Annotated in this window: 18 protein-coding genes and 1 pseudogene; 4 read left to right on the forward strand and 15 right to left on the reverse strand. The window is 69.4% G+C overall.

What is annotated here, in order from left to right; translation table 11 throughout:
* Window positions 1-36 precede the first annotated feature (36 nt).
* Together H488_RS28355 and H488_RS28360 are read left to right on the forward strand one after the other, a co-directional pair.
* Window positions 37-924, forward strand: coding sequence for an ATP-binding cassette domain-containing protein (locus H488_RS28355; protein WP_441295101.1), 888 nt, complete (start codon window positions 37-39; stop codon window positions 922-924).
* Complete coding sequence (locus H488_RS28360; protein ID WP_017833560.1) at window positions 921-1,730, forward strand: ABC transporter permease; 810 nt, start codon at window positions 921-923, stop codon at window positions 1,728-1,730. The genes H488_RS28355 and H488_RS28360 overlap by 4 nt, the downstream gene beginning before the upstream one ends.
* 67 nt (window positions 1,731-1,797) lie before the next feature.
* Here H488_RS28360 and H488_RS28365 read toward each other — a convergent pair whose 3' ends face one another.
* The 4 genes from H488_RS28365 to H488_RS28380 all read right to left on the reverse strand — a co-directional run bounded on the left by H488_RS28365 (window position 1,798) and on the right by H488_RS28380 (window position 6,803).
* Window positions 1,798-2,814, reverse strand: coding sequence for a magnesium and cobalt transport protein CorA (locus H488_RS28365; protein ID WP_017833561.1), 1,017 nt, complete (start codon window positions 2,812-2,814; stop codon window positions 1,798-1,800).
* A gap of 104 nt (window positions 2,815-2,918) precedes the next feature.
* Window positions 2,919-3,941 carry a sugar ABC transporter permease gene (locus H488_RS28370; RefSeq protein WP_017833562.1) on the reverse strand — a complete coding sequence of 341 codons (1,023 nt, stop codon included), beginning with the start codon at window positions 3,939-3,941 and terminating at the stop codon, window positions 2,919-2,921.
* A gap of 1 nt (window position 3,942) precedes the next feature.
* Window positions 3,943-5,574 (reverse strand): ABC transporter permease subunit, encoded by a 1,632-nt coding sequence (locus tag H488_RS28375; RefSeq protein WP_017833563.1) that lies wholly within the window; start codon window positions 5,572-5,574, stop codon window positions 3,943-3,945.
* Window positions 5,574-6,803 (reverse strand): sugar ABC transporter substrate-binding protein, encoded by a 1,230-nt coding sequence (locus H488_RS28380; protein WP_017833564.1) that lies wholly within the window; start codon window positions 6,801-6,803, stop codon window positions 5,574-5,576. Before H488_RS28380 ends, H488_RS28375 begins: the two co-directional genes overlap by 1 nt.
* A gap of 235 nt (window positions 6,804-7,038) precedes the next feature.
* Here H488_RS28380 and H488_RS28385 point away from each other — a divergent pair, with 235 nt between their 5' ends.
* Together H488_RS28385 and H488_RS28390 are read left to right on the forward strand one after the other, a co-directional pair.
* Complete coding sequence (locus tag H488_RS28385) at window positions 7,039-8,766, forward strand: glycoside hydrolase family 13 protein (RefSeq protein WP_017833565.1); 1,728 nt, start codon at window positions 7,039-7,041, stop codon at window positions 8,764-8,766.
* Window positions 8,727-9,791, forward strand: a complete 1,065-nt coding sequence (locus tag H488_RS28390; RefSeq protein ID WP_232035203.1) for a LacI family DNA-binding transcriptional regulator — start codon at window positions 8,727-8,729, stop codon at window positions 9,789-9,791. Before H488_RS28385 ends, H488_RS28390 begins: the two co-directional genes overlap by 40 nt.
* A 38-nt stretch (window positions 9,792-9,829) precedes the next feature.
* Here the strand turns inward: H488_RS28390 and H488_RS28395 are convergent, their stop codons facing one another.
* From H488_RS28395 to H488_RS28440, 11 genes and pseudogenes are all read right to left on the reverse strand, one after another.
* Entirely contained in the window at window positions 9,830-11,392 is a 1,563-nt protein-coding gene (locus tag H488_RS28395) for a molybdopterin-dependent oxidoreductase (RefSeq protein ID WP_017833567.1), read from the reverse strand.
* A 13-nt stretch (window positions 11,393-11,405) separates the two neighbouring features.
* Window positions 11,406-12,431 carry an ArsA family ATPase gene (locus H488_RS28400; RefSeq protein ID WP_017833568.1) on the reverse strand — a complete coding sequence of 342 codons (1,026 nt, stop codon included), beginning with the start codon at window positions 12,429-12,431 and terminating at the stop codon, window positions 11,406-11,408.
* On the reverse strand, window positions 12,422-12,697 hold the full coding sequence (locus tag H488_RS28405; RefSeq protein ID WP_017833569.1) for a cory-CC-star protein: 276 nt from the start codon (window positions 12,695-12,697) through the stop codon (window positions 12,422-12,424). Before H488_RS28405 ends, H488_RS28400 begins: the two co-directional genes overlap by 10 nt.
* 4 nt (window positions 12,698-12,701) lie before the next feature.
* On the reverse strand, window positions 12,702-14,408 hold the full coding sequence (locus H488_RS28410; RefSeq protein WP_017833570.1) for a carbon starvation CstA family protein: 1,707 nt from the start codon (window positions 14,406-14,408) through the stop codon (window positions 12,702-12,704).
* A gap of 134 nt (window positions 14,409-14,542) precedes the next feature.
* Window positions 14,543-15,328: a VOC family protein gene (locus H488_RS28415; RefSeq protein WP_017833571.1), complete on the reverse strand. Its 786-nt coding sequence runs from the start codon at window positions 15,326-15,328 to the stop codon at window positions 14,543-14,545.
* A 212-nt stretch (window positions 15,329-15,540) separates the two neighbouring features.
* Window positions 15,541-15,633, reverse strand: a pseudogene (locus tag H488_RS37155) (IS5/IS1182 family transposase); the annotation flags it as partial.
* Between the two features lie 338 nt (window positions 15,634-15,971).
* Window positions 15,972-17,744, reverse strand: coding sequence for an ABC transporter ATP-binding protein (locus H488_RS28420; protein ID WP_172604319.1), 1,773 nt, complete (start codon window positions 17,742-17,744; stop codon window positions 15,972-15,974).
* Between the two features lie 445 nt (window positions 17,745-18,189).
* Window positions 18,190-20,094, reverse strand: coding sequence for a TOMM precursor leader peptide-binding protein (locus H488_RS28425; RefSeq protein ID WP_081615771.1), 1,905 nt, complete (start codon window positions 20,092-20,094; stop codon window positions 18,190-18,192).
* A 3-nt stretch (window positions 20,095-20,097) separates the two neighbouring features.
* The gene (locus H488_RS28430) at window positions 20,098-21,774 is read right to left on the reverse strand and encodes a hypothetical protein (protein WP_017833574.1); all 1,677 of its coding nucleotides are present in this window, start codon (window positions 21,772-21,774) and stop codon (window positions 20,098-20,100) included.
* Window positions 21,771-22,619, reverse strand: a complete 849-nt coding sequence (locus H488_RS37460; protein ID WP_190274509.1) for a SagB/ThcOx family dehydrogenase — start codon at window positions 22,617-22,619, stop codon at window positions 21,771-21,773. The genes H488_RS28430 and H488_RS37460 overlap by 4 nt, the downstream gene beginning before the upstream one ends.
* A 559-nt stretch (window positions 22,620-23,178) precedes the next feature.
* Complete coding sequence (locus H488_RS28440; RefSeq protein WP_190274510.1) at window positions 23,179-24,207, reverse strand: lantibiotic dehydratase C-terminal domain-containing protein; 1,029 nt, start codon at window positions 24,205-24,207, stop codon at window positions 23,179-23,181.
* Window positions 24,208-24,216 lie beyond the last annotated feature (9 nt).

Genomic DNA, 24,216 nt, shown 5'->3' on the forward strand with positions numbered 1-24,216 from the left:
GGCGGCCGGACCGTCGAAGCGGTGGCCGACCTGACCATGGACGTGGCGCCCGGCACGCTGACCGCGTTCCTCGGGCCCAACGGCGCGGGCAAGTCGACCTCGCTGCGCATGCTCACCACGCTGCTGCGGCCCACCGGCGGCACCGCCACCGTGTGCGGGTTCGACGTCGCCCGGCAGCCGGCCGAGGTGCGCGCCCGCATCGGCTACATCGGGCAGAAGAACGGGGCCGGGCAGTACCAGCGGGTCCGCGACGAGCTGCTCAGCCAGGGCGCCCTGTACGGGCTGAGCCGGGCGGAGACGCGGCGCCGCGTGGACGAGCTCGTGGAGGCGCTCGGCCTCGGCGACCTCGTCCGCCGGCCCACGATGAAGCTCTCCGGCGGCCAGCGCCGCCGCGTGGACATCGCCCTGGGACTGATCCCCGGCCCCCAGCTGCTCTTCCTCGACGAGCCCACGACCGGGCTGGACCCCCAGTCCCGTGCGCACCTGTGGGAGCACATCCTCGAGCTGCGCCGCCGCTACGGGACCACGCTGTTCCTCACCACCCACTACCTCGACGAGGCCGACCAGTTCGCCGAGCGGGTCATGGTCGTGGACCGGGGACGGATCATCGCCGACGACACCGCGTCCCGGCTCAAGACGGACCTGGCCNGAGGTCGCGATGCAGACGCCCACGCGGCCCGAGGCGAGGGCGTAGCCCTCGGCGGCCGCGTGGTCGTCGCGGTCGAGCACGGCGAGCGCGTGCTGCCCGCCCTGCTGCGCGAGCTCGACCGGGCCGGCCACGCCGTGCGGACCGCCGAGCTGACCCGCCCGACCCTCGACGACGTCTTCCTCCGGCTCACCGGCCGGAGCCTGCGCGAGGAGCGGGCCGACGCGTCCGAGACCGACCCGGCCGCCGAGGCCACGAGCGTGGGAGCACCCCGATGACCGCCGTTCCGACCACCCGCGAGTCCCCCGGCGGCACCGACCGGGCCCGCCCGGCAGGGATCGTCCACGACTCCGTCAGCGTCTTCGTCCGCGAGCTCCGGCCCGTGGTCCGGGATCCCTTCAGCCTGGTGTTCTCGCTCATGCAGCCGCTGATGTTCCTGGCCTTCTTCGGCCCGCTCCTGGGCGGGATGACCGGGCGGCCCCTCGACCAGGCGTTCCAGTGGTTCGTGCCGGGCATCGTGGTGATGATCGCGCTGTTCGGCACCGCGATGACCGGCTCGAACCTGCTGTTCGAGATCCAGTCCGGGGCGCACGAGCGGATGCTCGTGGCGCCGGTGACCCGCTCCGCGCTCATGGTGGGGCGCGCGTGCAAGGAGATGGTGCCGCTGGTCCTGCAGGCCCTGGTGCTCTCCGGGGTGGCCGCGTTCTTCGGCTTCCGCCCGTCCCTGCCCGGCATGGTGGTGGGCCTGGCGATCCTCGCGGTCTTCGGGGTGGGGCTCGGGGCGCTGAGCTACGCCCTCGCCATCGTCTCCCGGAACCGGGACTGGATGTTCTGGACCGTGCAGCAGGGGCTGCTGTTCCCGCTCATGCTGCTCTCCGGGATGCTCCTGCCGCTCGAGGCCGGTCCGGGGTGGATGCAGGTGCTCTCGCGGTTCAACCCGCTCACCTACATGGTCGACGCCGAGCGGGCCCTGTTCAACGGCCAGTTCGGTGATCCGGCCGTGGCCGCCGGGGCCCTCGCGGCGGTCGTGCTGGCCGCGCTGGGGCTGACCGTGGGGATCCGGGCGATGCGCAACAGCATCTGAGGGGCCCACCGGGAAGGTCGCCGGGAAGGTCGCCGGGAGGGTCGCCGCGGAGGTCGCCCGGTGACGCTCAGAGCCACCGCTTCCACTTGAACACCCCGTAGAGGGCCACCCCCATGCCCAGCATGGCCAGCAGCGCGAGCGGGTAGCCCAGCGTCCACGCGAGCTCGGGCATGTGCTCGAAGTTCATCCCGTACACCGTGCCCACCAGGGTCGGGGCGAAGAGGATCGCGGCCCAGGAGGAGATCCGCTTGACCTCCTCGCTCTGCGCCAGGGCCGACTCGGTGAGCCGCTGCATCTCGTCGTTCTGCCGCTGGCCCACCAGGGTCGCGTGCACCGTGAGGGCGTTCTGCAGGAGCACCCGGAACGCGTCCGCGCGCTCGGCCACCCGGATGGCGTGGTCCTGCACGTCCCGCAGCCGCTGCTGCAGCTCGAGGTCGAGCCCGTACTTCTCCGCCCCGTGCTGCAGGGCCTCCAGCATGGCCACCAGCGGGTGGACGGCGCGCTGGAACTCGATGACCTCCCGGGAGAGCTCGTAGACGCGGCGGGAGACGTCCCGGTCCGCGCCGAAGATCTCGTCCTCGATCTCGTCGATGTCGTTCTCGAGTCCCGCGACCACGGGGGCGTAGCCGTCGACCACTTCGTCCAGGATCCCGTACAGCACCGCCTGCGGGCCCGTGCCCAGCAGCTCCGGCGCGGCCTCCAGCCGGCGCCGGACCGCCGCCAGGTCGGGGGACTCGGCGTGGCGGACCGTGACCACGAAGTCGCGGCCCACGAACACGTGCAGCTCCCCGAACTCGACCTTCTCCACGTCGTCCAGGTAGCGGGCCGGGCGCAGCACCACGAAGAGGGTGTCCCCGAAACGCTCCAGCTTGGCGCGCTGGTGGCCCTTCAGGGCGTCCTCCACCGCGAGGTCGTGCAGCCGGAACTCCGCGGCCACGGACTGCACCTCGGCCGGCTCGGGGCGGTAGAGACCGATCCAGGCCATCCCGCCGCGCCCGCGCAGCGCCGCGTAGGTCTCGTCGAGGTCCTCCGGGGTCGACGTGCGCCGGCCCTCCACGTACACCACGTTGTCCACCAGCGTCACCGCGTGCCACCTCCCGTTCTGTCCGTCGCCCGTCCCGCCCCATCATGACAGGGCCCGTCCCCCGGGCCGGACCGGTGGGTGCGGCGCAGGTGGCGGGCGGGTGGTCAGCCCTTCACGGCGCCGCCGGTGAGCCCGGAGACGATGTAGCGCTGGAGGAACAGGAACAGCGCGACCACCGGGATCGCCGCCAGGATCGCCCCGGCGGTGAAGACGCCCCAGTTCTCCCCGAACTGCACGGAGACGAACTGGTACAGCCCCACGGCCAGCGTGTACTTGTCCGGGTCCTGGAGCACGATCTGGGCCAGCAGGAAGTCCGAGAAGGACGCGATGAAGGACAGCATCCCGACCACCACGAGGATGGGGGTCACCAGCGGCAGGATCATCGTCCAGTAGATCTGGGCGTGCGAGGCGCCGTCGATCTCCGCGGCCTCGTCGAGGTCCTTGGGGATGGTGTTGAAGAAGCCGTACATCAGGAACGTGTTGGCGCCCAGCGCCCCGCCCAGGTAGACGGCCACCAGTCCCAGCCGGGAGTTCAGGCCCATGAACGGGTAGACCCCGGAGATCGCGAACAGCAGCAGGAAGATCGCCACGAACGCCAGCAGCTGCGGGAACATCTGGATGACCAGCAGTGCCAGCAGCCCGCCCTTGCGGGAGCGGAAGCGGAACCGGGAGAACGCGTAGGCGGCGGCCGCACCCATGAGCACGGTGCCCACGGCCGTGGTGACCGAGACGAACAGCGAGTTCCCGAACCAGGTCAGGTAGGGGTTCTGCGGGTCGTTGAGCAGGTTGGTGTAGTTGGCGCCGGTGACGTCCGAGAACAGCTGGTTGGACCCGAGCAGGGAGCCCGAGGCGGACAGCGAGGCCGAGAAGGCGTAGACCAGCGGGAAGAGGGCGAAGACGCACGCGGCGATCGCGGCGAGGTGCTTCCACCCGCCGCGGGCGGAGCGGCGGCGCCGGCGGGGCCGGGGAGCCCCGGGTGCGGCGCCGGGAGGCCGCAGCGTGTCCGTCGGCTGGAGGGTGGTCGGGGTTCCGGCGGACGGCGCGGCCGCGGCGGCGGCCCAGGGGGCGCGGTCCGTGCCGTCGGGGCCGGGGCGGTCGCCCGGGGTGGGTGCGGTGGGAGTGGACATGTCAGCTGATCTCCTCGAGAGCCTTGCTGCGGCGGAACGTCAGCGCGGAGATGACGGCCACCATGATGAAGATGAGGATGGACAGGGCGGAGGCCAGACCGTAGTCGTTGGTGCCGCCGGCGAACGCGATCTTGTAGACGAACGAGATGAGGATGTCCGTGGCGCCCACCCCGGTGGTGGACTCCAGGTCCTGGGGACCGCCGCCGGTGAGCAGGTAGATCACGTTGAAGTTGTTGAAGTTCATGGCGAAGGACGCGATGAGCAGCGGGCCCACGGCCACCATGAGCATGGGCAGGGTGATCGCCCCGAACTGGCGCACCGGCCCCGCACCGTCCATCTCGGCCGACTCGTAGAGCTCTCCCGGGATGGCCTGCAGGGCGCCGGTGGTCACGAGGAACATGTACGGGAAGCCCAGCCAGAGGTTGACCAGCAGCAGCGAGAGCTTGGCCAGCCAGGGGTTCTCGAGCCAGGGCACCCCGGCGCCGCCCAGCAGGACCTGGTTGACGAAGCCGAAGTCCGCGTTGAGCAGACCGGCCCAGATCAGGATGGACAGGAAGGCGGGGAAGGCGTACGGCAGGAAGATGACGGCCCGGTAGACGTTGCGGAACCTCAGCTTCTCGTCGTTGAACAGGATCGCCAGGAGCAGCCCCAGGAAGAAGGTCAGCGCCACCGAGAGGATCGCGAAGGCGAAGGTCCACAGGGTCACGGAGACGAACGGGCCGCCCAGGACCTCCGGGTCGAAGATCGCCCCGAAGTTGTCCAGGCCCACGAAGACCCGCCAGCCCGGTCGCAGGGCCTCGCCGTCGGCGCTGACGAACGCGCCCTCGCCGTTGTTCGCGTACACGGTGCCGTCGTCGGCGACCATGGCGTCGGCCGCCTCGTCGTGCACGAGCGTGGGCTCGTAGGCGTAGGCCGTCCGGCCGTCGTCGGTGCGCAGCACGCCCTCGGCCTCCTGCTCGCCCACGGGCACCCGCAGGTCCGCCAGCTCGCCGGCGGCCGCCACGACGCCCCCGTAGTCGAGGATCTCGTAGCCGGGCGCCTCAGCGACGCGCCCGTCGGCGGCGGTCGCCCCCTCGAGCGGCGCGAGCGGCTCGCCGGTGGTGCCCACGAGCACCTGGCCGTCGCGCACCGTGGCCAGGGCCAGGCCGTCGGCGCCCTCGAGCACCGTGACCGGGTAGGCCCCGGAGCCCTCGATCCTCTGCTCGTACGTGGTGGTGAGCTGCGTGATCGCCGCGTCCTTCGTGGCGTTGTGGCCGTCGCCGTAGTTCGTGAACGCCGTGGCGGCGGTGTAGATCAGCACGAAGATCTGGAACACCAGCAGGAAGATCAGCCCGGGGAACAGGTACTTCGCGGGCAGCAGCTTCCTGGTCGGCAGGAAGTACACGAGATCGGCTGCGATCAGGGCGACGACGAGGAAGGCCAGGATGCCCCAGCTGCCGGCGGCCCAGGCCGCCAGGATGCCGAAGAGGCCGAACGCGTTGATCAGCGCCATCAGGACCAGTTTGACCACGAAGCCCACGCCGAATCCGCGGGAATGGGCGTGCTGGAGCTCGAGGGGGGCGCCGAGGCCGGCGCCCCCGCCGGTCGCTCCGGGGGCGGCGGTCCCGCCCCGGATGGGGGTGCGCGTGCTCATCAGATCTGTCCTTCGATATTGTCGATCATGCGGTTCCACAGCTCCACGGGGTCCCCGCGGCCGTCCACGACGGCGTTCTGCGTCGTGCCCCAGAAGCTCCACACCGCGCCCATCTCGGGGATGGCCGGCATGGGCAGACCCGTCTCGGCGATCTCCGCGTAGGCGGAGCGCAGCGGGTCGCCCTGCATGCGGTCGACGGCCACCTGGCTGGCGGGGGGCCGGCCCGTGCTCTCGTACATGGCCGTCTGCGCCTCGGGGCGGGTGAGGTAGTTGGCGGCGAAGTCCTGGGCCGCCATCGGGTTCTGCGCGTTGGCGTTGACGAAGAACGCCTGGACGCCCACGAACGGGCGGGCCTCCTCGTCCCCGGCCGGGGGCACGGGCAGGACGCTCACGTCCATCCCGGCGGCCTCGACATCGGTCAGCTCCCACGGGCCGCCCAGGTGGAAGGCGGACTCGCCGTTGAGGAAGGACTCCTTGGCGATGTCCGGGGTCATGGAGGTGCGCAGGTCCCCGGAGGCTCCGAGCTCCTGCAGGTAGCGGGCGAACTCGTTGCCGTCCTCGCCCCCCATGGTGAGGTTGCCGGTGTACTCCCCCTCCGCGGTGCGCTCGAACACCTCGGCCCCGAACGAAGTCTGCAGGGCGTAGAGATGGTACGGGTCGCCGGCCTCGGGCGACTGGCTCACCGTGAAGGGGTACTCGATGCCCCGCTCCTCCATGAGCCGGTGACCGATCGCCCGCAGCTCGTCGAACGTGGCGGGGTCCTGGGCGGCGAGCTCGTTGTTGCGCAGCATCGCCACGTTCTCGATCGCGTACGGCACCCCGTAGCTCACCCCGTCGTAGACCACGGCCTCCCGGGCGTTCTCGGTGAAGTCCTCCGCCCGGTCCCCCATCTCCACGGGGACGACGACGCCGTTGGACGCCAGCTGCCCGAGGTTGTCGTGCGGCGAGACGATGATGTCGGGGGCCTGCCCCGTGGGCGACTGGGAGATGAAGTTGGAGATCGCCTGCGCGTTGATCTCCCGCTGGACGAACTCCACCTCCACCCCGGTGTCGGCGGTGAATTCCTCGGCGATCTGCTGGAGGGCGGGGATCTCGTCGGACCCCGCCTGGATCTTGATGCTGCCCGGCCCGCCGGCCAGGCCGGCGACCCCGGCCGTGGGCGCCGACGAGCACCCCGCGAGCAGGAGCACGGCACCGACGGCGCAGGCCGCCCGGTGGAGGTGTTTCATGGTGGGGTTCCTCGATGTCTTCCGTGGTCGCGCGGTCGCGACGGCCGTCGGTCTGCGGGGGTGGTGCGGGTCGGTGGGGCTGCTGCCGCCGGGGGCTTCACCCGGGAGGTGAGTTGGCTCACTACTGTAAGCGTTACCACCACGGCTGTCCACACCCGATACAGCACCCGCCTTGCCAATGCACTCGATGTGATAGCGCTTCCAGTCTGTGGGGATCCGCTCTACGATGGACCGCATGTCCACGACCTACGGTGCGCTGCAGTCCCTGCGCCTCACACCCGTCCACGACCGCGACCAGGAGCCGAAGTGGTGGCGCTCCTCGGTGATCTACCAGGTGTATCCCCGCTCGTTCCGGGACCTCGACGGGGACGGTGTCGGCGACCTCGCCGGCATCACCGCCGAGCTGGGACAGCTGGCGGAGCTGGACATCGACGCGATCTGGCTCTCCCCCTTCTATCCCTCCCCGCAGCTCGACGGCGGCTACGACGTGAGCGACTACTGCGACGTCGACCCCTCCTTCGGCACCCTCGCGGACTTCGACGCACTGGTCTCGGCCGCGGACGCCCTGTCGATCCGGGTGATCATCGACCTCGTGCCCAACCACTGCTCGCAGGAGCACGTCCTGTTCCGGCAGGCCCTCGCGGCGGGTCCCGACGCCCCGGAGCGCGACCTGTTCGTCTTCCGGGACGGCCGCGGCGCGTCCGGGCAGCTGCCCCCCAACAACTGGCAGTCCCACTTCGGGGGCCCGGCCTGGACCCGGGTGACCGAGTCCGACGGGCAGCCCGGCCAGTGGTACCTCCACCTGTTCGACTCGTCGCAGCCCGACTTCAACTGGGACAACGAGCTGGTCCGCCAGGAGTTCGAGCGGGTGCTGTGCTTCTGGCTCGACCGCGGCGTCGCCGGCTTCCGGGTGGACGTGGCGCACGCGCTCATCAAGGCGGAGGGCCTCCCGGACTGGGACGGGCGGGCCGACGGGGGGAGCATCCCGGGCTACCCGTTCACCGACGCCCCGATGTTCGGGCAGCCGCAGATCCACGACATCTACCGGCGCTGGCGCGAGGTGCTCGCGGAGTACGACGGCGAGCGGATCCTCTGCGCCGAGGCGAGCGTGGACCCGCTGGACCGCCTGGCCGACTGGGTGCGCCCCGACCAGATGCACCAGACGTTCAACTTCTCCTACCTGGCGGCGCCGTGGGACGCCGCGGAGCTGCGCCGGATCATCACCTCCTCCCTCGAGGCGTTCGACGCGGTCGGGGCCCCCACCACCTGGGTGCTGTCCAACCACGACGTCGTGCGGCACCCGACCCGCCTGGCGCTGACCGCGGACTCCCCGCGCCCGGGTGACGGCCGCGGGCCCGAGGACGAGCAGCCGGACCACGTGCTGGGCACGCGGCGGGCACGTGCCGCGTCCCTGCTCATGCTCGGCCTGCCGGGCGGCGTGTACCTGTACCAGGGGGAGGAGCTGGGCCTGCCGGACCACACGACCCTCCCCCACGACGTCCGCCAGGACCCGACCTACCACCGGACCGGCGGGAGCCGGCTCGGCCGTGACGGCTGCCGGGTGCCGCTGCCCTGGACCAGCACCGGGGCGTCCCTGGGCTACAGCGCCACGGGCGAGGCCTGGCTCCCGCAGCCCCAGGGCTGGGCGGAGCTCTCGCGCGAGGCGCAGCGCCACGACCCGGCGTCCACGCTGTCCCTCTACCGCTCCGCGCTGGCGCTGCGGCGCGAGCACGGGCTCGGCTCGGGCTCGCTCGCGTGGGCGGAGGACCTCACGGGCCCGGACTGTCTCGGGCTCGTCAACAACGGCGTCCTGGTGCTGCTGAACACGGGCTCCGCCCCGGTCGAGCTGCCGGACCTGCCGGTCCTGCTCCGCAGCGGGTCCCCGGCCTCCGCGCCGCATATCCTGGACCCGGAGGAGTGCGCATGGCTGCAGACGGAGGACCCCGGCACGACCGGACGATGAACCCACCCCGGCTCCAGGACGTCGCCGCGCGGGCGGGCGTGTCCACCGCGACCGTCTCCCGCGCGCTCAGCGGCAAGGGGCACGTCTCGCCCCGCGCCCGGGCCCGGGTCCGCGAGGCGGCGCAGGAGCTGGGCTTCGTCGTGTCCTACCACGCCTCGAGCCTGGCGAGCGGCCGGAGCCGCAACATCGGGGTGGTCCTCCCCCACGTCGACCGGTGGTACTTCTCCACCGTCCTCGAAGGAGTGGCCGGCGCGCTCATGGAGGCCGGGTACGACCTGACCCTCTACAACTTCGAGGGGGACCGCTACCGGGAGACCGTGCTGACCGACTTCCTGCTGCGCAAGCGCCTGGACGCGGCCGTGGCGGTGTCCCTGCACCTGGACCCGGCGGAGACGGAGCAGATGTTCGCCGCCGGCATCCCCCTCGTCGGGGTCGGGGGCCCGCTGGTGGGGGCGCCCACCATCAGCATCGACGACCTCGACGTCGGGCGCCGCGCGACGCAGCACCTCATCGGGCTGGGCCACCGGCGGATCGCGCACCTCGGCGGGGCCGAGGAGGGCAGGCGCTACTTCCCCATGTCCAGCGACCGCCGGGACGGCTGGGAGCAGGCGATGGCGGACGCCGGGCTGGCCGTGGAACCCGCGTGGTCGCTCGTCGCGGACTACACGTTCACCGACGCGTACCAGCAGGCCAAGAATCTCCTGGCGGACCCCGCCGACCGCCCGACCGCCATCTTCGCCTCGTCCGACGAGATGGCGGCCGGGACGATCCTGGCGGCGCGGGACCTCGGGCTCACCGTGCCCGGGGACCTGTCCGTCATCGGCGTCGACGCCCACCCCATCGGGGAGGCCTTCGGCCTGACGACCCTGGACCAGCACGCCCGGCAGCAGGGCACCCGCGCTGTGGAGCGGCTCCTCGAGCACCTGGCCGGAGGGAGCCGCGAACCGTCGAACGAGCTCTTCCCGGCCCACTTCGTCGCCCGCTCCTCCACCGGCCCGGCCCCGGCCTCCGACCACCGCCCCTGACCCGGCGGTCGGCGCGGAGGGAGCGCAGGACGGGCCGGTCAGGCCACGGTGAAGGTCCGCTCGTGCCACCCGGAGGCGCCGTCCGGGGCGGGCGGGGCCTGCTCGGCGGTTTGGACGGTCCCGTCCCGGTCCACGGCCCGCACCCGCGCGGTGTGCCGGCCGCCCGGGAGGTCGGCGCGCAGGACCCACTGCCGCCAGGTGTCGTCCGTGCCCACGGAGCCCAGCTCGGCGTCCTGCCACGGCCCCCCGTCCACGCTGACCTGCACGGCGGCGATCCCGGTGTGCTGGGCCCAGGCCGTGCCGGCGAGGACCGCGGGCCCGGCCTCCGTGCGCCCGCCCTCGGCCGGCACCTCGATGCGGGAGGACATCTTGATCGGTCCCCGGGCCGTCCAGCCGCGCGAGGTCCAGTACGCCTCCGCCCGGTCGAAGCGGGTGACCTCGAGGTCCACGACCCACTTGGTCGCCGAGACGTAGCCGTAGAGCCCCGGCACGACCATCCGCACGGGGTACCCGTGCTCGAACGGCAGCGGCTCCCCGTTCATGGTCACCGCGAGCAGGGAGTCCCGGCCGGGGTCGGTCAGGGCCTCGAGCGGGGTGCTCGCCGTGAACCCGTCCTCGGAGGTCGAGAGCACCATGTCCGCCTCGGCGGAGGGCCCGGCCTCGGCGAGCAGGTCCCGGATCGGCACGCCGGTCCACACCGCGTTGCCCACGAGGTCGCCGCCCACGGGGTTGGACACGCACGCCAGCGTCACGATCCGCTCGAGGAGCGGCCGGGCCGTGAGGTCGTCGAAGCGCAGCGTCAGCTCGCGCTCCACCATGCCGTGGAGGCGCAGCTCCCACGCGTCCACGTCGATGCGCGGCACGGACAGGGCCGTGTCGATGCGGTAGAAGTCGTCGGCGGGCGTGAGCCAGGGCTCCACGTCCGCCACGCCGAGGTCGGCCCCGGCGGGGACCGGGTCCCGCACGGCGGGGGCGGGGATCCGCAGCAGGTCCCGGGCGGCGGGCGCCCGGGCCGCGGCCGCGGCCGCCCAGCGTCCTGCGACACCGGCGGCGGCGCCCAGCACGGCGGCGGCCGCGGAGACCCGGACGAAGCCGCGGCGGTCGAGGGCGGCGCCGGGCTGTGCGGACGGAGCGGTGCGGCGGGTGAGCACCGTCAGGAAGAGTGCCCCTGCCCCCGTGCCGACGACGACGGGGACCGTGTCCGCCACGGTCGGCCCCGCCCGCGTCAGCACCGCCAGCAGCCCGAGGAGCCCCAGCACGCCGAGCAGCACCGTGCCCATCGGCGGGTTGGCGCGCTGGGCCGCCCCGATGCCCGTGCCGACCGCCACGAGTCCGGTGGCCATGACGAGCAGCAGCACGAGCTTGTCCGCGGTGCCGAACAGGGCGATCGCCGCGTCCTTGACCGGCGCCGGGACCGCGTCCACGATCACCCCGCCCACCGCCGTGAGGGGCGCGCCGACCGGCCCGGTCACCCAGGCGAGCAGCTCGGCCAGGCCCACGGCGAGCGCGGTCGCGGCGACGCCCGCGAGGATCCAGGGGCCGAGGTCGGCGGGGGCCCGTCGTCGTCGCCCGGTGTCCGGACGGTCCGCGGTGGAGGTCATGCGCGTCAGCGTGTCACGTGGCCCTGAGATCAGCCTGGGCGAGCGCGTCCCCGAACCGCTCGAGCGCCTCCTGGCCCACGACGTCCCCCGGCAGCAGGGGGACCTGCAGCAGCGGGACGCCCGGGAGGGCGCCGCGCAGGGTGGCGACGTGCACCTCCTCCAGCGCGCGGCGCTCGGCGAGGAAGTCCCCGGCGTCCGCCGGGGAGCGCTTGTTGACCACGAGGGCCCCCACGTGCACGCCGGCGCGGACCAGCTGCTCGTGCAGCTCCGCGGTCTCGAGGACGGGCAGCCGTTCGGCCGCGAGGACGATGACGAAGCTGCAGCGCTCGGCGTCCACCAGCACCTCGCGCAGGGCCTCGAAGCGCTCGCGGCGGCGCAGCAGGATCCGCCGGATCTCGAGGTCCCGCTCCTCGCGGGGGTCCCGGGGCCGGCCGGTGCCCAAGATGCTCTCGCTCGCGGCGTCCCGGTCCTCGAGGCCGCGCAGGGCGGCCCCGAACTTCTCCGCCCTCCCGCGGCGCCGCAGCAGCCCCTCGGTCCAGGCGGACATGATCTCGGGCAGGGCCATGAGCCGGGCGGTGTGCCCGGAGGGTGCGGTGTCGAAGACGATGAGGTCGTAGTCGTCCAGGCCCGTGTCCACGAGCTCCGCGATCCGCTCGAGCACCGCCGATTCGTGGGTGCCGGGCGAGTCCCGGGCGAGCTCCATGTGCTTGTCGACCTCGGCGGCGAGGTGCTCGGGCATCAGCCGGCGGATGGTGGCGCCCACGGCGGCGAGGTGGGCGTCGGTCGTGGCGACCGGGTCCACCTCGATGCCGTCGAGGGCGCCGCCGCCGAGATCGCGGGCCAGCGGGGTGATCCGGTCACCCACCGGGCGCTCCCACAGGTGCCCGAGGTTGTGGGCGGGGTCGGTCGAGACGACGAGCACCCGGCGGCCGGCGCGGGCCTGGGCGAGGGCGGTGGCGGAGGCGACGGCGGTCTTGCCGACGCCGCCCTTGCCGCCCACGAACAGGACCCGGCGGGCGGCGGCGAGCTCTAGCAGCATGAGATGTGCTCCAGGGGCGAGCGCTCCATGCCCATCCGCCGGTGCCAGTCGTGGAACCGGTCGTAGACCACGGGCAGCAGCTCCACGGTGTAGTAGCTGACGGGGTTGGGCACGCCCAGGGCCTCGGAGAGGACCAGCATCATGAACAGGTCCTCCTCGTCGCGCTGGGCGCGGGCGAAGGTGCGCCGGTAGGGCGCCACGTAGAACTCGTGCAGGCCCGCACCGAGGCGGGCCTGCACGGAGCGCAGCCGGTCGAGGGCCCTCACCGGCTCACAGGGAGCGGTTCTCCCCGGCCGAGGTGCTGACGGTCTCCTCGTCCAGCTCGGGCGGGCTCTTCCGGGCCGCGTTCATGGCGGCCACGGACTCCACGATGACCCACAGGGCCGCGATCAGGATGATCACGTCGAGCACGAGCAGGAACCAGTTCTCGGCGGCCCAGAACTGCCCCAGCTGCACGATCAGCGCGTAGACGGACATCACCAGCAGGAACACCAGCGGCACCAGCACGGGCAGGACCGGGCGGCCCTTGCGCAGCAGGATCACCGCGATCATCGACAGCGTCAGACCGGCCAGCAGCTGGTTGGAGGTGCCGAAGAGCGGCCAGATCAGCATGCCGCCGGAGCCGTCCGCGCCGGCGCTGAAGGTCAGCCCCATGGCCACCGCGAGGACGATGAGGGTGGAGACCACCTTGCCGATACTGACGCCCATGATGTGCCCGGCCTCCTGCACCACGAAGCGCTGCAGGCGGATGCCGGTGTCCATCGTGGTGGCCGCGAAGAGCACGGCCATCGTGGCGAGGATGGTCGCGCTCAGCGACGGCGGGATGCCCAGCCCGGAGTTGACGACCGAGGCGCCGCCCTGGACGAACGCGGCCACGCCGCCCTGGCCGAACGCGCTGTACACGGCCTCCCAGTCGGCGAGGGTGCGGAACCCGGCGGTGGTCGCGATGATCGCGCCGAGTGCCAGCAGGCCCTCGCCCACGGCGCCGAAGTAGCCGACGAAGCGGGCGTCCGTCTCCTTGTCCAGCTGCTTGGAGGACGTGCCCGAGGCCACGATCCCGTGGAACCCGGAGATCGCGCCGCACGCGATGGTCACGAACAGCAGCGGCACGATGCTCGGCGTGCCCTCGGGCACGGAGGTGTTGAACGCGGGCGCCACCACGGTCGGGGCGGAGATCAGGACGGCGCCGTAGAGGATGCCCAGGGCGATGAACAGCTGGAGGCCGTTGATGTAGTCGCGCGGCTGCAGCAGCATCCACACGGGCAGCACGGACGCGATGCCCGCGTAGACGAAGAGCACCACGATCCAGAACGCGTTGGCCGGCAGGCCCAGGACCGTCTCCGGCAGGACCACCGGGAAGCGGTCGCCGAGCAGGATGAGGGCGTAGAGCGCCACGACGCCGACCACGGACACGACGGCGAGGTTCCACTTGTAGCGGTAGACCGCCTGGCCGATGAGCAGCGCTACCACGATGGCGCCCCACGTGGGGATGACCGAGGTGGGGGTGCCGACCAGCAGGTTGGAGATCACCACGGCGAACGCGGCGTTGACCATGAGCAGCACGAGGAAGATCACGACCAGGAACAGGTTGCGGCCGCGGTGGCCGATGTACTGCCCGGAGAGCGAGCCGATGGACTTGCCACGGTGCCGGTTGGACGCCCACAGGGCGCCGAGGTCGTGCACGCCGGCGAAGAAGACGGTGCCGAGGGTCACCCAGAGGAAGGCGGGCACCCAGCCCCAGATGACGGCGATGGCGGGGCCCACGATGGGCGCCGCACCGGCCACGGAGGTGAAGTGGTGGCCCCACAGCACGTACTTGTTGGTGGGGACGTAGTCCACGCCGTCGCTGAGCTCGTGGGCGGGGGTGACGAAGGAGTCCTGGAGCTGGTAGATCCGGCGGGCCACGAACTTCGAGTACAGGATGTACCCGAGGATCATCATGGCCACACCGACCACGGCGAGGACGATGGAGTTCATGTCGCTCCGATCTCTGGGGAGGTGGGTGGATGTCCGCTGGATCACCATGCTACCGCCGGGTGACCGGGATCACGGACCGCCCGCGCACGCTCCGCCACGGTCCCGCAGGGGGCGGAGCGGGGCGCGCCGACGACCTACATCGGCTCCCCCGGGGTCATGATCGCGAAGGACTCCCGGTCCGGGCCGGCCACGACCGCCAGCCGCCCGTAGGCGAAGTCGAAGGGGTCCTCCATGACCGCTCCGCCGGCGTCGCGCACCCGCTGGACGGCCGCGTCGACGTCGTCGACCTGGAAGCAGACCGACCAGACCGCGGGAGCGTTCTCCGCCGCGGGGTCGGTCCCGCCGATGCCGCCGGCCGGGCGGTCCCCGTGCGGCACCGTGAACGTGGCGTAGGCGACGCCGTCCTCGCCGATGTCCTCGTAGTGGTAGCCGAAGACGTGGGCGTAGAAGTCGCGGGCGGTGTGGTGGTCGGGGGTCATCAGGTCGCACCAGGCGACGCTGCCGGGCACGTCGAGCACGGCGAAGCCGATGTGCTCCCCGGCCTGCCACATCCCGAAGGACGCCCCGGTGGGATCCTGCCAGACGCCCATCCGGCCGGCCCCGCCCACCTCCACCGGCTCCATCAGCTGGGTGCCGCCGGCGGCGAGGACCCGCTCGGCGCAGAGGTCGATCCGGTCCGAGGCGAGGTAGACCTGCCACACGTGCGGGACGCCCGTCAGGTCCGGGGCCGCCGGGGAGAGCCCGGCCACGGGTCTCCCGCCGACCAGGGCGTTGCGGTACCCGCCGTGCTCCGGCCGCGGCTCGCCGTACTCCCAGCCGAGCACCGCACGGTAGAAGTCCTGCGTGCGGACCGGATCGGACGCGGTCAGATCGGCCCAGCAGGGGGTTCCGGCGGGCCACGCTTCGTTGCGCTGTGTCATGACGGGCTCCTTCCGACACGGCCAGGGTACGCCGCGCCCCCGGGGCCCACAGGAGCCGCCCGGGGGATCGTTACCCACCTGCGCCCGCGCCCCACCCCTGCCCCGCGAGGTTGCAGCCGACGGCCACCGCGCACGGCTGCGTGGCCGTCGGCTGCGACCTCCGCGCCGCCGGGGCCGACTCAGAAGTGGTTTCAATAGTCCTTCCGGGGCAGTCACCGGGCGCAGATGATGGTGATCGCCAAGGTGGCCACCGCGGTGATCGTGGTGGCGCTGCGGTCGTAACGCGCGGCCAGGCGTCGGAAGGACTATTGAAACCACTTCTAAGTAGATCCACGACCACCGCCGGCCAACACGCCAAGGGCGTCCCTCCCATCCGTGGAGGGGCGCCCCAACATATCAACATTCACCTCTGCGTGATTCCAGCACTTGGCCGGCTAGGGCGCATCCGCCCCAGCCGGCCAAGTCAAGCCAAAGTACAGCTTTCAAGCATTATCGACATATACCCCACGGGGCCGGGAAGCATCTGTAGTCTACTGCTCATTTCGCGCTGGCCGAAAGCCGCACTTTTATTTCTAACTTTTGGTGCGCTTATGAGCTTCTTGTTCTGTCACCTGCGCGTAACCCTGGCAGAATTCGAACTCCATCAGACCAGCAATTGATGGGTAGCAAATTCACGATAAAGCGTGCACCGCTGAACCAGTTCGTGGTGCGTGCCAACGTCCAATACAGCACCCCGGTCCATCACCACGATTTGATCCGCTTGGACCACCGTGGCCAAACGGTGTGCCACGATAATCGTTGTCCTACCGCGTGAGACCTTTTCGAGCGCCTCTCCCAGCATGCCTTCGGTGTTCGCATCAACGCTGGCCGTCGGTTCATCAAAGAGCAACAGCTCAGGATCCTGGAGCAACACTCGAGCCCAAGCCAATCGCTGGCGCTCACCACCTGAGAGCACCGACCCGTTGTCACCCAGCTCCATGTTCAAACCGGCGTCCTGGCGCAGTGTTAAATCCTCTAGGCCCACAGCTACGAGCGCCTGGCGCATGTCGTGTTCGGTAGCGTCTGGTTTGACGATCCGAAGGTTATCCGCCAGGGTGCCCCCCATAGCAGGAGCGCCTTGCTCGACGTAGGCGACTGCTCGTCGGTAAGTGTCCAAATTAACTTCACGTAAGTCATGCCCGAGGCAGTGGACAGTTCCGCCATCGGGTTCGATAAATCCTTCGAGCATGGAGAGCACCGTGGATTTTCCGGATCCGGAAGGTCCGACGATGGCCGTTGTCGAACCGGTGGGCACTGCGAAGGTGACATCTTGGAGGACCGTTTGGTCGTCATAGCGGAAATGGACGCCGTTCAGAATGACTGCAGCGCCGCGGGAATTCGCGATCTGGTGGACGTATTGGGTGCCGCCAGTGCGTTCGCCGTCAGTGGCCAGTACCTGGCGGATTCGGTCGTAGGAGGCGAGGCCGAGTTGGATCTGCGTGTAGGCCCCCATTGCTTGGGTCACGGGCATAACAAGCAGGAAGAGGTACATGATGAAGGCCAGGAGCTCGCCAACGGTCATGGCCCCGTCGGCTACGCGGAGCCCACCAACGGCAAGAACGACGAGAAAAGCGCCTTGGATGCATAAAGACATGATGGGTTGCACCCAGGCTTGGATGCGGGCCATCCTCACCCCAGAAGCTTGGGCTCGCTGGGCGTAGTCGGTGACTTTAGCGATTTGGTCCTGTGTAGCTGAGCTGGCTCTAACCAGGGTGACAGAGCTCAAGGCGCGGTCGGCGGCGGAGGTCATATTCGCGACTTCGGCCTGAGTGATTTCGCTGGTGCGTCGCATGCGTGCGCCCATGATGGTGATGCCCATGGCACCGAGAAGAACCCCTGTGAGGGTGAGGGCAAACAGCAGAGGGTCAAGTGCGACCATGAGCACAATTGCGGCACCAAACATGAGAACGGCGGAAATTAGTTCGAATAGTCCAGAAGTGACAATGCTGCGCACTTGTCCGGTGTCGGAGCCGAGCCGGCTGATCCACTCACCTTTAGGTGTGGTGGTGTAACTGCGCATCGGGAGAGTGAGTACTCGGGCGATGAGTGAGTGGCGTAATCCTCCAATGAAGGCCTCGCCCGTGCGTTGCAGGAGGAAGGATTGCGCCCCTCGCAGAAGAGCCTCAGCAACGGTGACGCCCACGAGCCACCACACCCACCTAGTGGCATCCCCTTGACCGGCGGCGTCGATCATCCGTTGCATCATGAGTGGTTGGGCTACGCCAAAAACAGTGGCAGCGATAGAAAGAACGGCGACCACGATAAGGCTGGACCGATGTGACTTAATGACCCGTAAAAAATCACCGAAGGCTCCCTTCGGCGCCCGCGGCGGGCCATGCGAGGCAGGATGAGTGCCGGTGTTGATGTGGTCGTCCATGGGGTGTGTGGTCATGATGGCCTCCGGTGCTCGCTCCTTAGTCATCGTGGCCCGTCCGCTGTAGGCAGGGGGGCTTGATGCGCCTCCGCGTGTGTGGGGTCGTGTCCCAGGGCAGTGGTTAGAGCTGACCCGCCTAGGACGGTATCTTCCATGATGTTCCAGCGGACCCGGTCCGGAGGAGTGCCAATGGGTCCTGTGTGGTCTCCGACGGTGCGGGGTAACCGGTCGGGGTTCAGTGCCTGGGGGTCTTCCACAAGGTAGACCGCTCCCCAGATGCCTTCTTGGGGGTTGGAGTACCAGGATTTCAGGAACACACCGGGCAAACCGCGATAGGCGGTAGCGCCAGGTCCATGGGCCCAGGCCCGCAAATCTTCCATAGTGGTGTGGTGACGGGCCAGGTCCCACTCGGCCATGACTACGAAGCGCATATCGATGTCTTTCTGGCTCAAGGGAAGGGGTGGGGCAGGGTTGTGTCCGCCTCCGGGATCATCGATCGCAGCCCTAGTCTTTCCGGCACGGTGGCCAGCCTGGAAATACCCTCAGTGCGCCGTAGATGATGGCCAAAGGTCATGGTGAGACTACCGGTCACTAGAATCTTGACGCAGAACAGTCCACCGGCGCGGTGTTCGTCGGTGGTCTGGTCGACCACCAGCACGTCTTGTCCCTCGCGGCGGAAGCGCTGGACCATTTCGAAGACGTCATCGGCCATGGACTCATGGGTGAACTGTTGTGAATTTCCTTGGGCCTCGGCGAAGGAAATCGAGGGTCCCTGTTCGAGAAACTGCAGATGGCGGCGCATACGGGGGGAACCGTAGAGGGTGGAGTGGTCCTCCATAGTCCGCACCAGATCGGGATCATCCACCATCTGTTCGGACCGAGCGGCCAGAGTGGGATACCGGGTGATGAAGTCGTTGAGGAAAGGACCGATCTCGCTGAGGGCATTGAGCGCGGCCTGCTCCAAGGAGGGGTGCGCGCCGGCGGCGCACACCTGCGCGGGAGCGTCGGTCGCGTTCGGATCTGGATGGAGGGCAGTGGCCCAGACTGAGGGAATGCCATTTTCCATGGTCTGGTCGTAGAGGCGGATTTCGTAGCCGGTTTCGCGCTCGATGAGAGTTAGTTGCGCCTGCACCTCTGGGTGTTGGGCGGTCTCGGGGCGCAACTGGGGCAGAGCCAGGCGCCGATACCAGGTCATCAGGAACGCGTCGCGTTCGGCGACCTCCAGCAGCCCATGGAAGATCGCCTCCTCGAGTGCCGAACCGAGCGCGCACCCGTTGGAGACTTCGAACACGAAGGGAGCCGTATCGATGTCATGGGCGACGTAGTAGTAGGCCTGGGATTCCAGCACTAGCAGCGGTCGCTGCTGGGTGAAGGAATATGCCCACACCCAGCGGTGCTCGTCGGTGGGTTCGAAGTCCCGATAGGAATTGCTTTCGTCGAGGTAGGTGCTTTGTGGGTGGAAGCCGAATCGGCGCGGATCCACGGCGTCCTCGCCCAGTTGCGCCAGGGAGGCTTTCACCACCGTCTGTTTCCCGCCAGGCTGGACCCCACCGTAGCGTTCCAAGGCTTCCAGAATCGCGGTGGCCTCGCTGGTTTCGTAGTTACGGCTGCGGCCGAAGCCGGGTTCGATCCATTCGTGGCGACGCAGCTTCATCAACGCCCCAGCCACTGCCAGCCCACCTTGGGTGTCACGCTGGAGGGAGTGGAGAAGGCCGCAGAACTCGTCCACGTAGAGATCCTTCAACTCCTCCAAGCGCTGGGCAGGATGCTCATAGCGGTAGACGTCGGGGCGCGGCTTGGCTCGGTGTTCCAAGGTGAGGGTGGCCGCCTCAGCGCTGTCGGCGGGCAACCGCCCACAGGATTGGCACAACGGGTCGGGTAGGTATTGGTGCGAGGCCAGGCCCAAACTGTGGGCATCGACCCGGACCATGGTGCGTCGAGGTGAGCACTGGGGTTGTTCGGTGAGCCGGCGCGCTACGGCCATGATTGTCCGGGCGAGCATTGCCGGGTCCGCCAGTCCGGTGACAGTCGGGTCCTGGGAGGTCCATTGGTCTTCGGCCTCGAGGATTTCCGGGAGGTTTGGTGTGGCCAGTTGGTGGCGGGTGATGAGACACATGGGACAGCCCGTGTGCTGCGGGGCGCATGCTACGACGAGCGCGGCTCCGGGGCGCAATAGGACTGTGATTTCGGGGTTGGGCGCAGGGGTCCAGTCCTGGCTGGGCGTTCCGGTGGTGTGAACCGTCAGTTGCCACCGTGTACTCGCCTCTTGAAGGTCCCACAGGTCGTTGAGATGCTGAGCGGTGGTGTGGCAATGCTCGGACCAGCTCCGTAGCGCAGGCAGGACGACGGTCATAATCTAGGCACCTCCGGGGACGAGAACGACGAGGGTTTTGTGCGGTAGGGCGGCGTCGAAGGACGGACCGTTGGATAACGGCACCGTCAGGACCGTGCCATGTTCCTGCAGAGTCTTTTGCAAGGTGTCCGGGGGTTGGGTAGCCGGCGCGTAGACCGCTTGCGGTGGCCTCCGGTAGAGCCGGGGTGCGGCAGCCTCGTTGCCGGCCGTCCGGGACTGGTGGTGCAGGAGGGCCTGGCGGATGGCCTCGTGCACTGCTTCTTCCTCATGGGCTGCCGACACGCCCATCACCACTGCTCCCGGGGCTACTTGAACCGCGACCAACCAGAACGGCAGTCCCACCGCTACCAGCAGTTCCTCGCACGGTTGATGGATCGCCAGTAGATCAGCGCCCTGCGCCGTGCGGGGGAAGTCTACGGACAGCATCCCACGCTGCCCGCGGGCCATCTCTAGGTGGGCGGCCAGCCGGGTCGCGGCCACCTCGGCGCCGTGGTCGGCGGTGGCGCCCAGAGACACGGCAGCGTTAGCCTCCGCCAGCGCGCGCTCGATCTGCTCGCGGGGCAGGACAACAGCGGATTGGGCACCGGTGTCGTGCCCGGTAGGGGCGAATAGCGGATGCATGTGCACGAGCGGGTCCAAGCGGGACACGCCATGGGTCATGAGTGCAGCTGCCACGGCTCGGCCCCGCGCTTGTTCCAGGGTCCAGCCGTGACCCAGCACGGTCTCGAGCACCCCGGTGGCAAGGCGCACCTGGCACCGTGATAGCTGCAGAGGCAACTGTTGCAACTCCGATTCCTCCGGGGGGGCCACCGGGCTGAGCACACCGTCCACTAGCCCTGCGCACCGGCGGGAAACGATCAGGGGGTCCGTGGGGTCTTGCGCGGGTGCCTCGACCAAGGCTGTAGCGGATGCTGTAATAGCGGCGGCAGAAGGGACATGCTGCTCGTGGATGAGCCGGTGCCGGTGCTTCGCGAACGGGGTGACGCTCAGCCGCACGCACTCCGTGACCCCCTCGGCCCCGCGCAGGTGGGTCTGCACTACTTCTTGGGCCAGCCAGGGAAACCACGGATGTTCCCGTACCGCAGCTTCTCCGGTGTCGCTCTTTGGGGCGCTACGGAGCAGGTGAAAGGTCATTTCTTCCGCAGCCGTCATTCGTTCCTGTTCCGAGCCGGCGAACCGCCCCAACCACAGCTGCCCATCCCACAACATCAGCCGGAAACCCGTCACCTGCCCGGCAGGTCCATCCGCCTGCACGGTTCCGTCCAGAATAGGCAATGCCGATTCCGCCGCGGTGTCACGGCACTGGTAGGCGATATCGCTTGATTGCCACAGCGTGCCCAGTTCATGGGCCGCGGCGCGGGAGAAGTCATGGGCACCCACAACAAGCTCAACGCTGGCGGGCTTGTCCAGGGAAGGTTCCTCGGGGAACGTCGTGATCGCCCCACGGTCTGTGAGGGCCTGGACCAGCCGCTCCACCGGCGCCCTGCGGGCTGGGGGCAGAGGAGCCAGTAGCTGCTCCATCGGGGTCGGTTCGGCTAGCTGGGCACGTAACCACTCCACCGGTTGCTGCAACCCGTTGCCCCGCACCTGCTGCGCCCCGCACTCACTGTGGATCAGCACACCCCAACCATGGGTGGTCACGACGGCTGTCTGAGACCAGACGAGGCCTGCGGCGCTCATGCGGGCCGCTCCTGGAACATTTCCGCCGGGTGAGCTGTACCGAGGAGGAATTCCCCGACCGTCGTGCATTCCAAAGGATCCAGCCCCGTGGCCTGGGCGAACAGGTCGCTGTCGCCGCTGCCAATCGCACACGCGGCCAGGCCCATGTCAGTGGCCACCAGATACATGGTTTGCATCAGCACCCCGACGTGTTTGAGCATCACGGCGTAGCCCATCTGCTCGTATTTCCACAGAATCCGCCCGAAGGCCGGGGCCATGAGCACCGTCACCTGAGGAGGGGATTCCACCGTGGAGGAGTGCGTGGCCTCCTGCAGCAACGCCGCCACGTGCTGATCCCGCAGACCTTCCCGCACGGGGGCCAAGCCGTGGTGCTGCGCATCGTAGCGCCACAGTCCGGCTGCCAGGCCACTGACGTGGCGCACGAGCAAGTAGATCTCCGTCTCATACACCGATCCCCCCGACGGATACGGTTTGCTGCCGTACTCCACCCCGTCGACCTCCTGCGCCAGGCGCAGTCGTGCTGTGCGATAGAGGAATTCACCTAGTTGCGCACGAGTCAAAGGGGTGGAGTCGTTGTGACGCCGAAGGGAACGGCGGTTCTCCATTACTTCGTGCAGGCTCATCGACTGGGAGCGCAGTACCCGGGGGTCCACCGCCTCGAACAGCTCGGTGGCCATATTGGAGGTTGGGGCGCGCAACGGCGGCGGAGGAAAGGTTCCACGGGCCCAGAATGTTCCACCGAAGCTGCGCTCACGGCCGTAACGTCGGGAGCGTTCGTGGAACCACAGTTCGTGGGTAGCCCACTGCCGGTGCTTGAGCTGGTCGGCCTCCTGCTGCGGATCCACCAGGACACCGCACCAGGCGAGGACCCTGCGAGCAAGTGCCGTCGTCGGCTGCGCCGGCGCAGCGGTGCAGCGGTGCACCGTGTCCAGGTCCGGGAACCTCAGGTCACACCAGGAATGCGGAGCTTCCAGGGACCAGGCGGACCCGGCGGGGGCTAGGACCGTGTGCCGGGACAGTCCATACTCAGCTTCTGGGAAGTCCGGCCATGCTGGGGGTCGGCGGCGGGGGTGGACGGCGAATAGGGTCCCGTTCTCCCCGTGCACGGAGAGCACCAGCCAGCCGTCATTCATCAGTTGGAGGAGGAGGCTCTCCCGGGGGCCCGAGGCCGGGATCTCACCGATGAGGACGTCCGCGTCGATCCCGATGCCCTCCGGGTGCTGGAGCTCTTTCAGAACCTCGACGGTGGCATCGTTGCACCCCGCGAGGGTGATGCTCCGGGGCCACCGGATGAGAGCAGCTCCCTGGGCGCCATTGGCCAGGTAGACGCCTGGTGTCAGGGCCAAGCGCACCCAGGAGTCGGTGTGACGCCTAGTCGTCGGCGGGGCGGGGCGAGCGGCGAGATCAGGCACGGGCAACGCCTTTCAGAATGTCGGCTGCGGTGGTTCCGGTCAGGTCCTGGGCTGCTTGGGTGAGCAGATAACAGGTGTAGAACCGGTGGTGAGGGCTGAGGCCCAGCTTGGTGAGGTGCAAATAGGCGAAGTTGAGCACGAGCCGGTAGCGGGCGAACCAGGCATTGTGCCGTACGCTGCTCTGCCACTGCTGGTTGCGCCCAAGGTCACGGTGGAAGTCGGAATGCTGCCAGGTAGGCGCCGGGCCCGGCAGCGCGCTACCTCCGAACAGCGCCAGAGGGTCCGTGGCATCAATGACCGAGCGGAGGATCTCCACGGTGATCGCGATGGGCGCTGGCAACGACGACGTGGCCGCTGCGTGGTCGATGGTGCGCACCCGCTCGCACACGCTCTCCCGGTGTTGTTGGTAGGCCTGATCCCAGCGGGTGCGGGTGCCCTCGGGCGCCTCTGAGCCCAAGTACGCCTCGGAGTGCGAAGCGAAAGAAGGGTAGGTGGCTCGCAGGTCGGAGTCGGTGAAAGTGGCGGCGACGGCAGTGAGCAGGTCCAGCGCATAGGTGTGCACCCGCAACTGTCCGGTGGCCAGTGAGTGGAAGAGCTCGCACTCGAGGTCTTTCAAGGCCAGGTGGCAAGCACGTACGGCGTGCTCCATGTCCTTGTCCACCGCGTCGTGTTCCCGCGGGAGCAGGGGACGCAGCCCCACTGTGCCGTCGGTTAGCCACGGGAACAGCGGAGCCGGGCGACGTTCATAGCGACCCAGTCGTTCGTGCAGGTCCTGGTGGTGGTCGGGGTTCACGGGCCGGCCCGGGGCAAGCGCCGTCAACAACTTCTGGGTGCTGGGCACCAATCCGCGAGCGAGTAGTGCGTCCTTGTCCTGAGGTGAGGCGTTGAAGCAGACGGACACGTGCGGGCCCCGCCACCAATCGGTGTCCAGGAAGAACTTGGTGTCACGCAGGGGCCCGTCCTGGGCCAGGGGTCGCACCACCGCGTCGACGACGTGGGCGTAATCGGCGTCCCAGCGCATGAGGTAAAG

Origin of the sequence: Kocuria sp. UCD-OTCP (assembly GCF_000349605.1) — a bacterium.
Taxonomy (GTDB): domain Bacteria; phylum Actinomycetota; class Actinomycetes; order Actinomycetales; family Micrococcaceae; genus Kocuria; species Kocuria rosea.

Excerpts from the sequence above, each read along its gene's own strand:
- H488_RS28360 (WP_017833560.1), top strand. The coding sequence starts at position 921 with ATGACCGCCGTTCCGACCACCCGCGAGTCCCCCGGCGGCACCGACCGG.
- H488_RS28370 (WP_017833562.1), bottom strand. The coding sequence starts at position 3,941 with ATGTCCACTCCCACCGCACCCACCCCGGGCGACCGCCCCGGCCCCGAC.
- H488_RS28375 (WP_017833563.1), bottom strand. The coding sequence starts at position 5,574 with ATGAGCACGCGCACCCCCATCCGGGGCGGGACCGCCGCCCCCGGAGCG.
- H488_RS28380 (WP_017833564.1), bottom strand. The coding sequence starts at position 6,803 with ATGAAACACCTCCACCGGGCGGCCTGCGCCGTCGGTGCCGTGCTCCTG.
- H488_RS28385 (WP_017833565.1), top strand. The coding sequence starts at position 7,039 with ATGTCCACGACCTACGGTGCGCTGCAGTCCCTGCGCCTCACACCCGTC.
- H488_RS28390 (WP_232035203.1), top strand. The coding sequence starts at position 8,727 with ATGGCTGCAGACGGAGGACCCCGGCACGACCGGACGATGAACCCACCC.
- H488_RS28395 (WP_017833567.1), bottom strand. The coding sequence starts at position 11,392 with ATGACCTCCACCGCGGACCGTCCGGACACCGGGCGACGACGACGGGCC.
- H488_RS28400 (WP_017833568.1), bottom strand. The coding sequence starts at position 12,431 with ATGCTGCTAGAGCTCGCCGCCGCCCGCCGGGTCCTGTTCGTGGGCGGC.
- H488_RS28410 (WP_017833570.1), bottom strand. The coding sequence starts at position 14,408 with ATGAACTCCATCGTCCTCGCCGTGGTCGGTGTGGCCATGATGATCCTC.
- H488_RS28415 (WP_017833571.1), bottom strand. The coding sequence starts at position 15,328 with ATGACACAGCGCAACGAAGCGTGGCCCGCCGGAACCCCCTGCTGGGCC.
- H488_RS28420 (WP_172604319.1), bottom strand. The coding sequence starts at position 17,744 with ATGGACGACCACATCAACACCGGCACTCATCCTGCCTCGCATGGCCCG.
- H488_RS28425 (WP_081615771.1), bottom strand. The coding sequence starts at position 20,094 with ATGACCGTCGTCCTGCCTGCGCTACGGAGCTGGTCCGAGCATTGCCAC.
- H488_RS28430 (WP_017833574.1), bottom strand. The coding sequence starts at position 21,774 with ATGAGCGCCGCAGGCCTCGTCTGGTCTCAGACAGCCGTCGTGACCACC.
- H488_RS28440 (WP_190274510.1), bottom strand. The coding sequence starts at position 24,207 with ATGCGCTGGGACGCCGATTACGCCCACGTCGTCGACGCGGTGGTGCGA.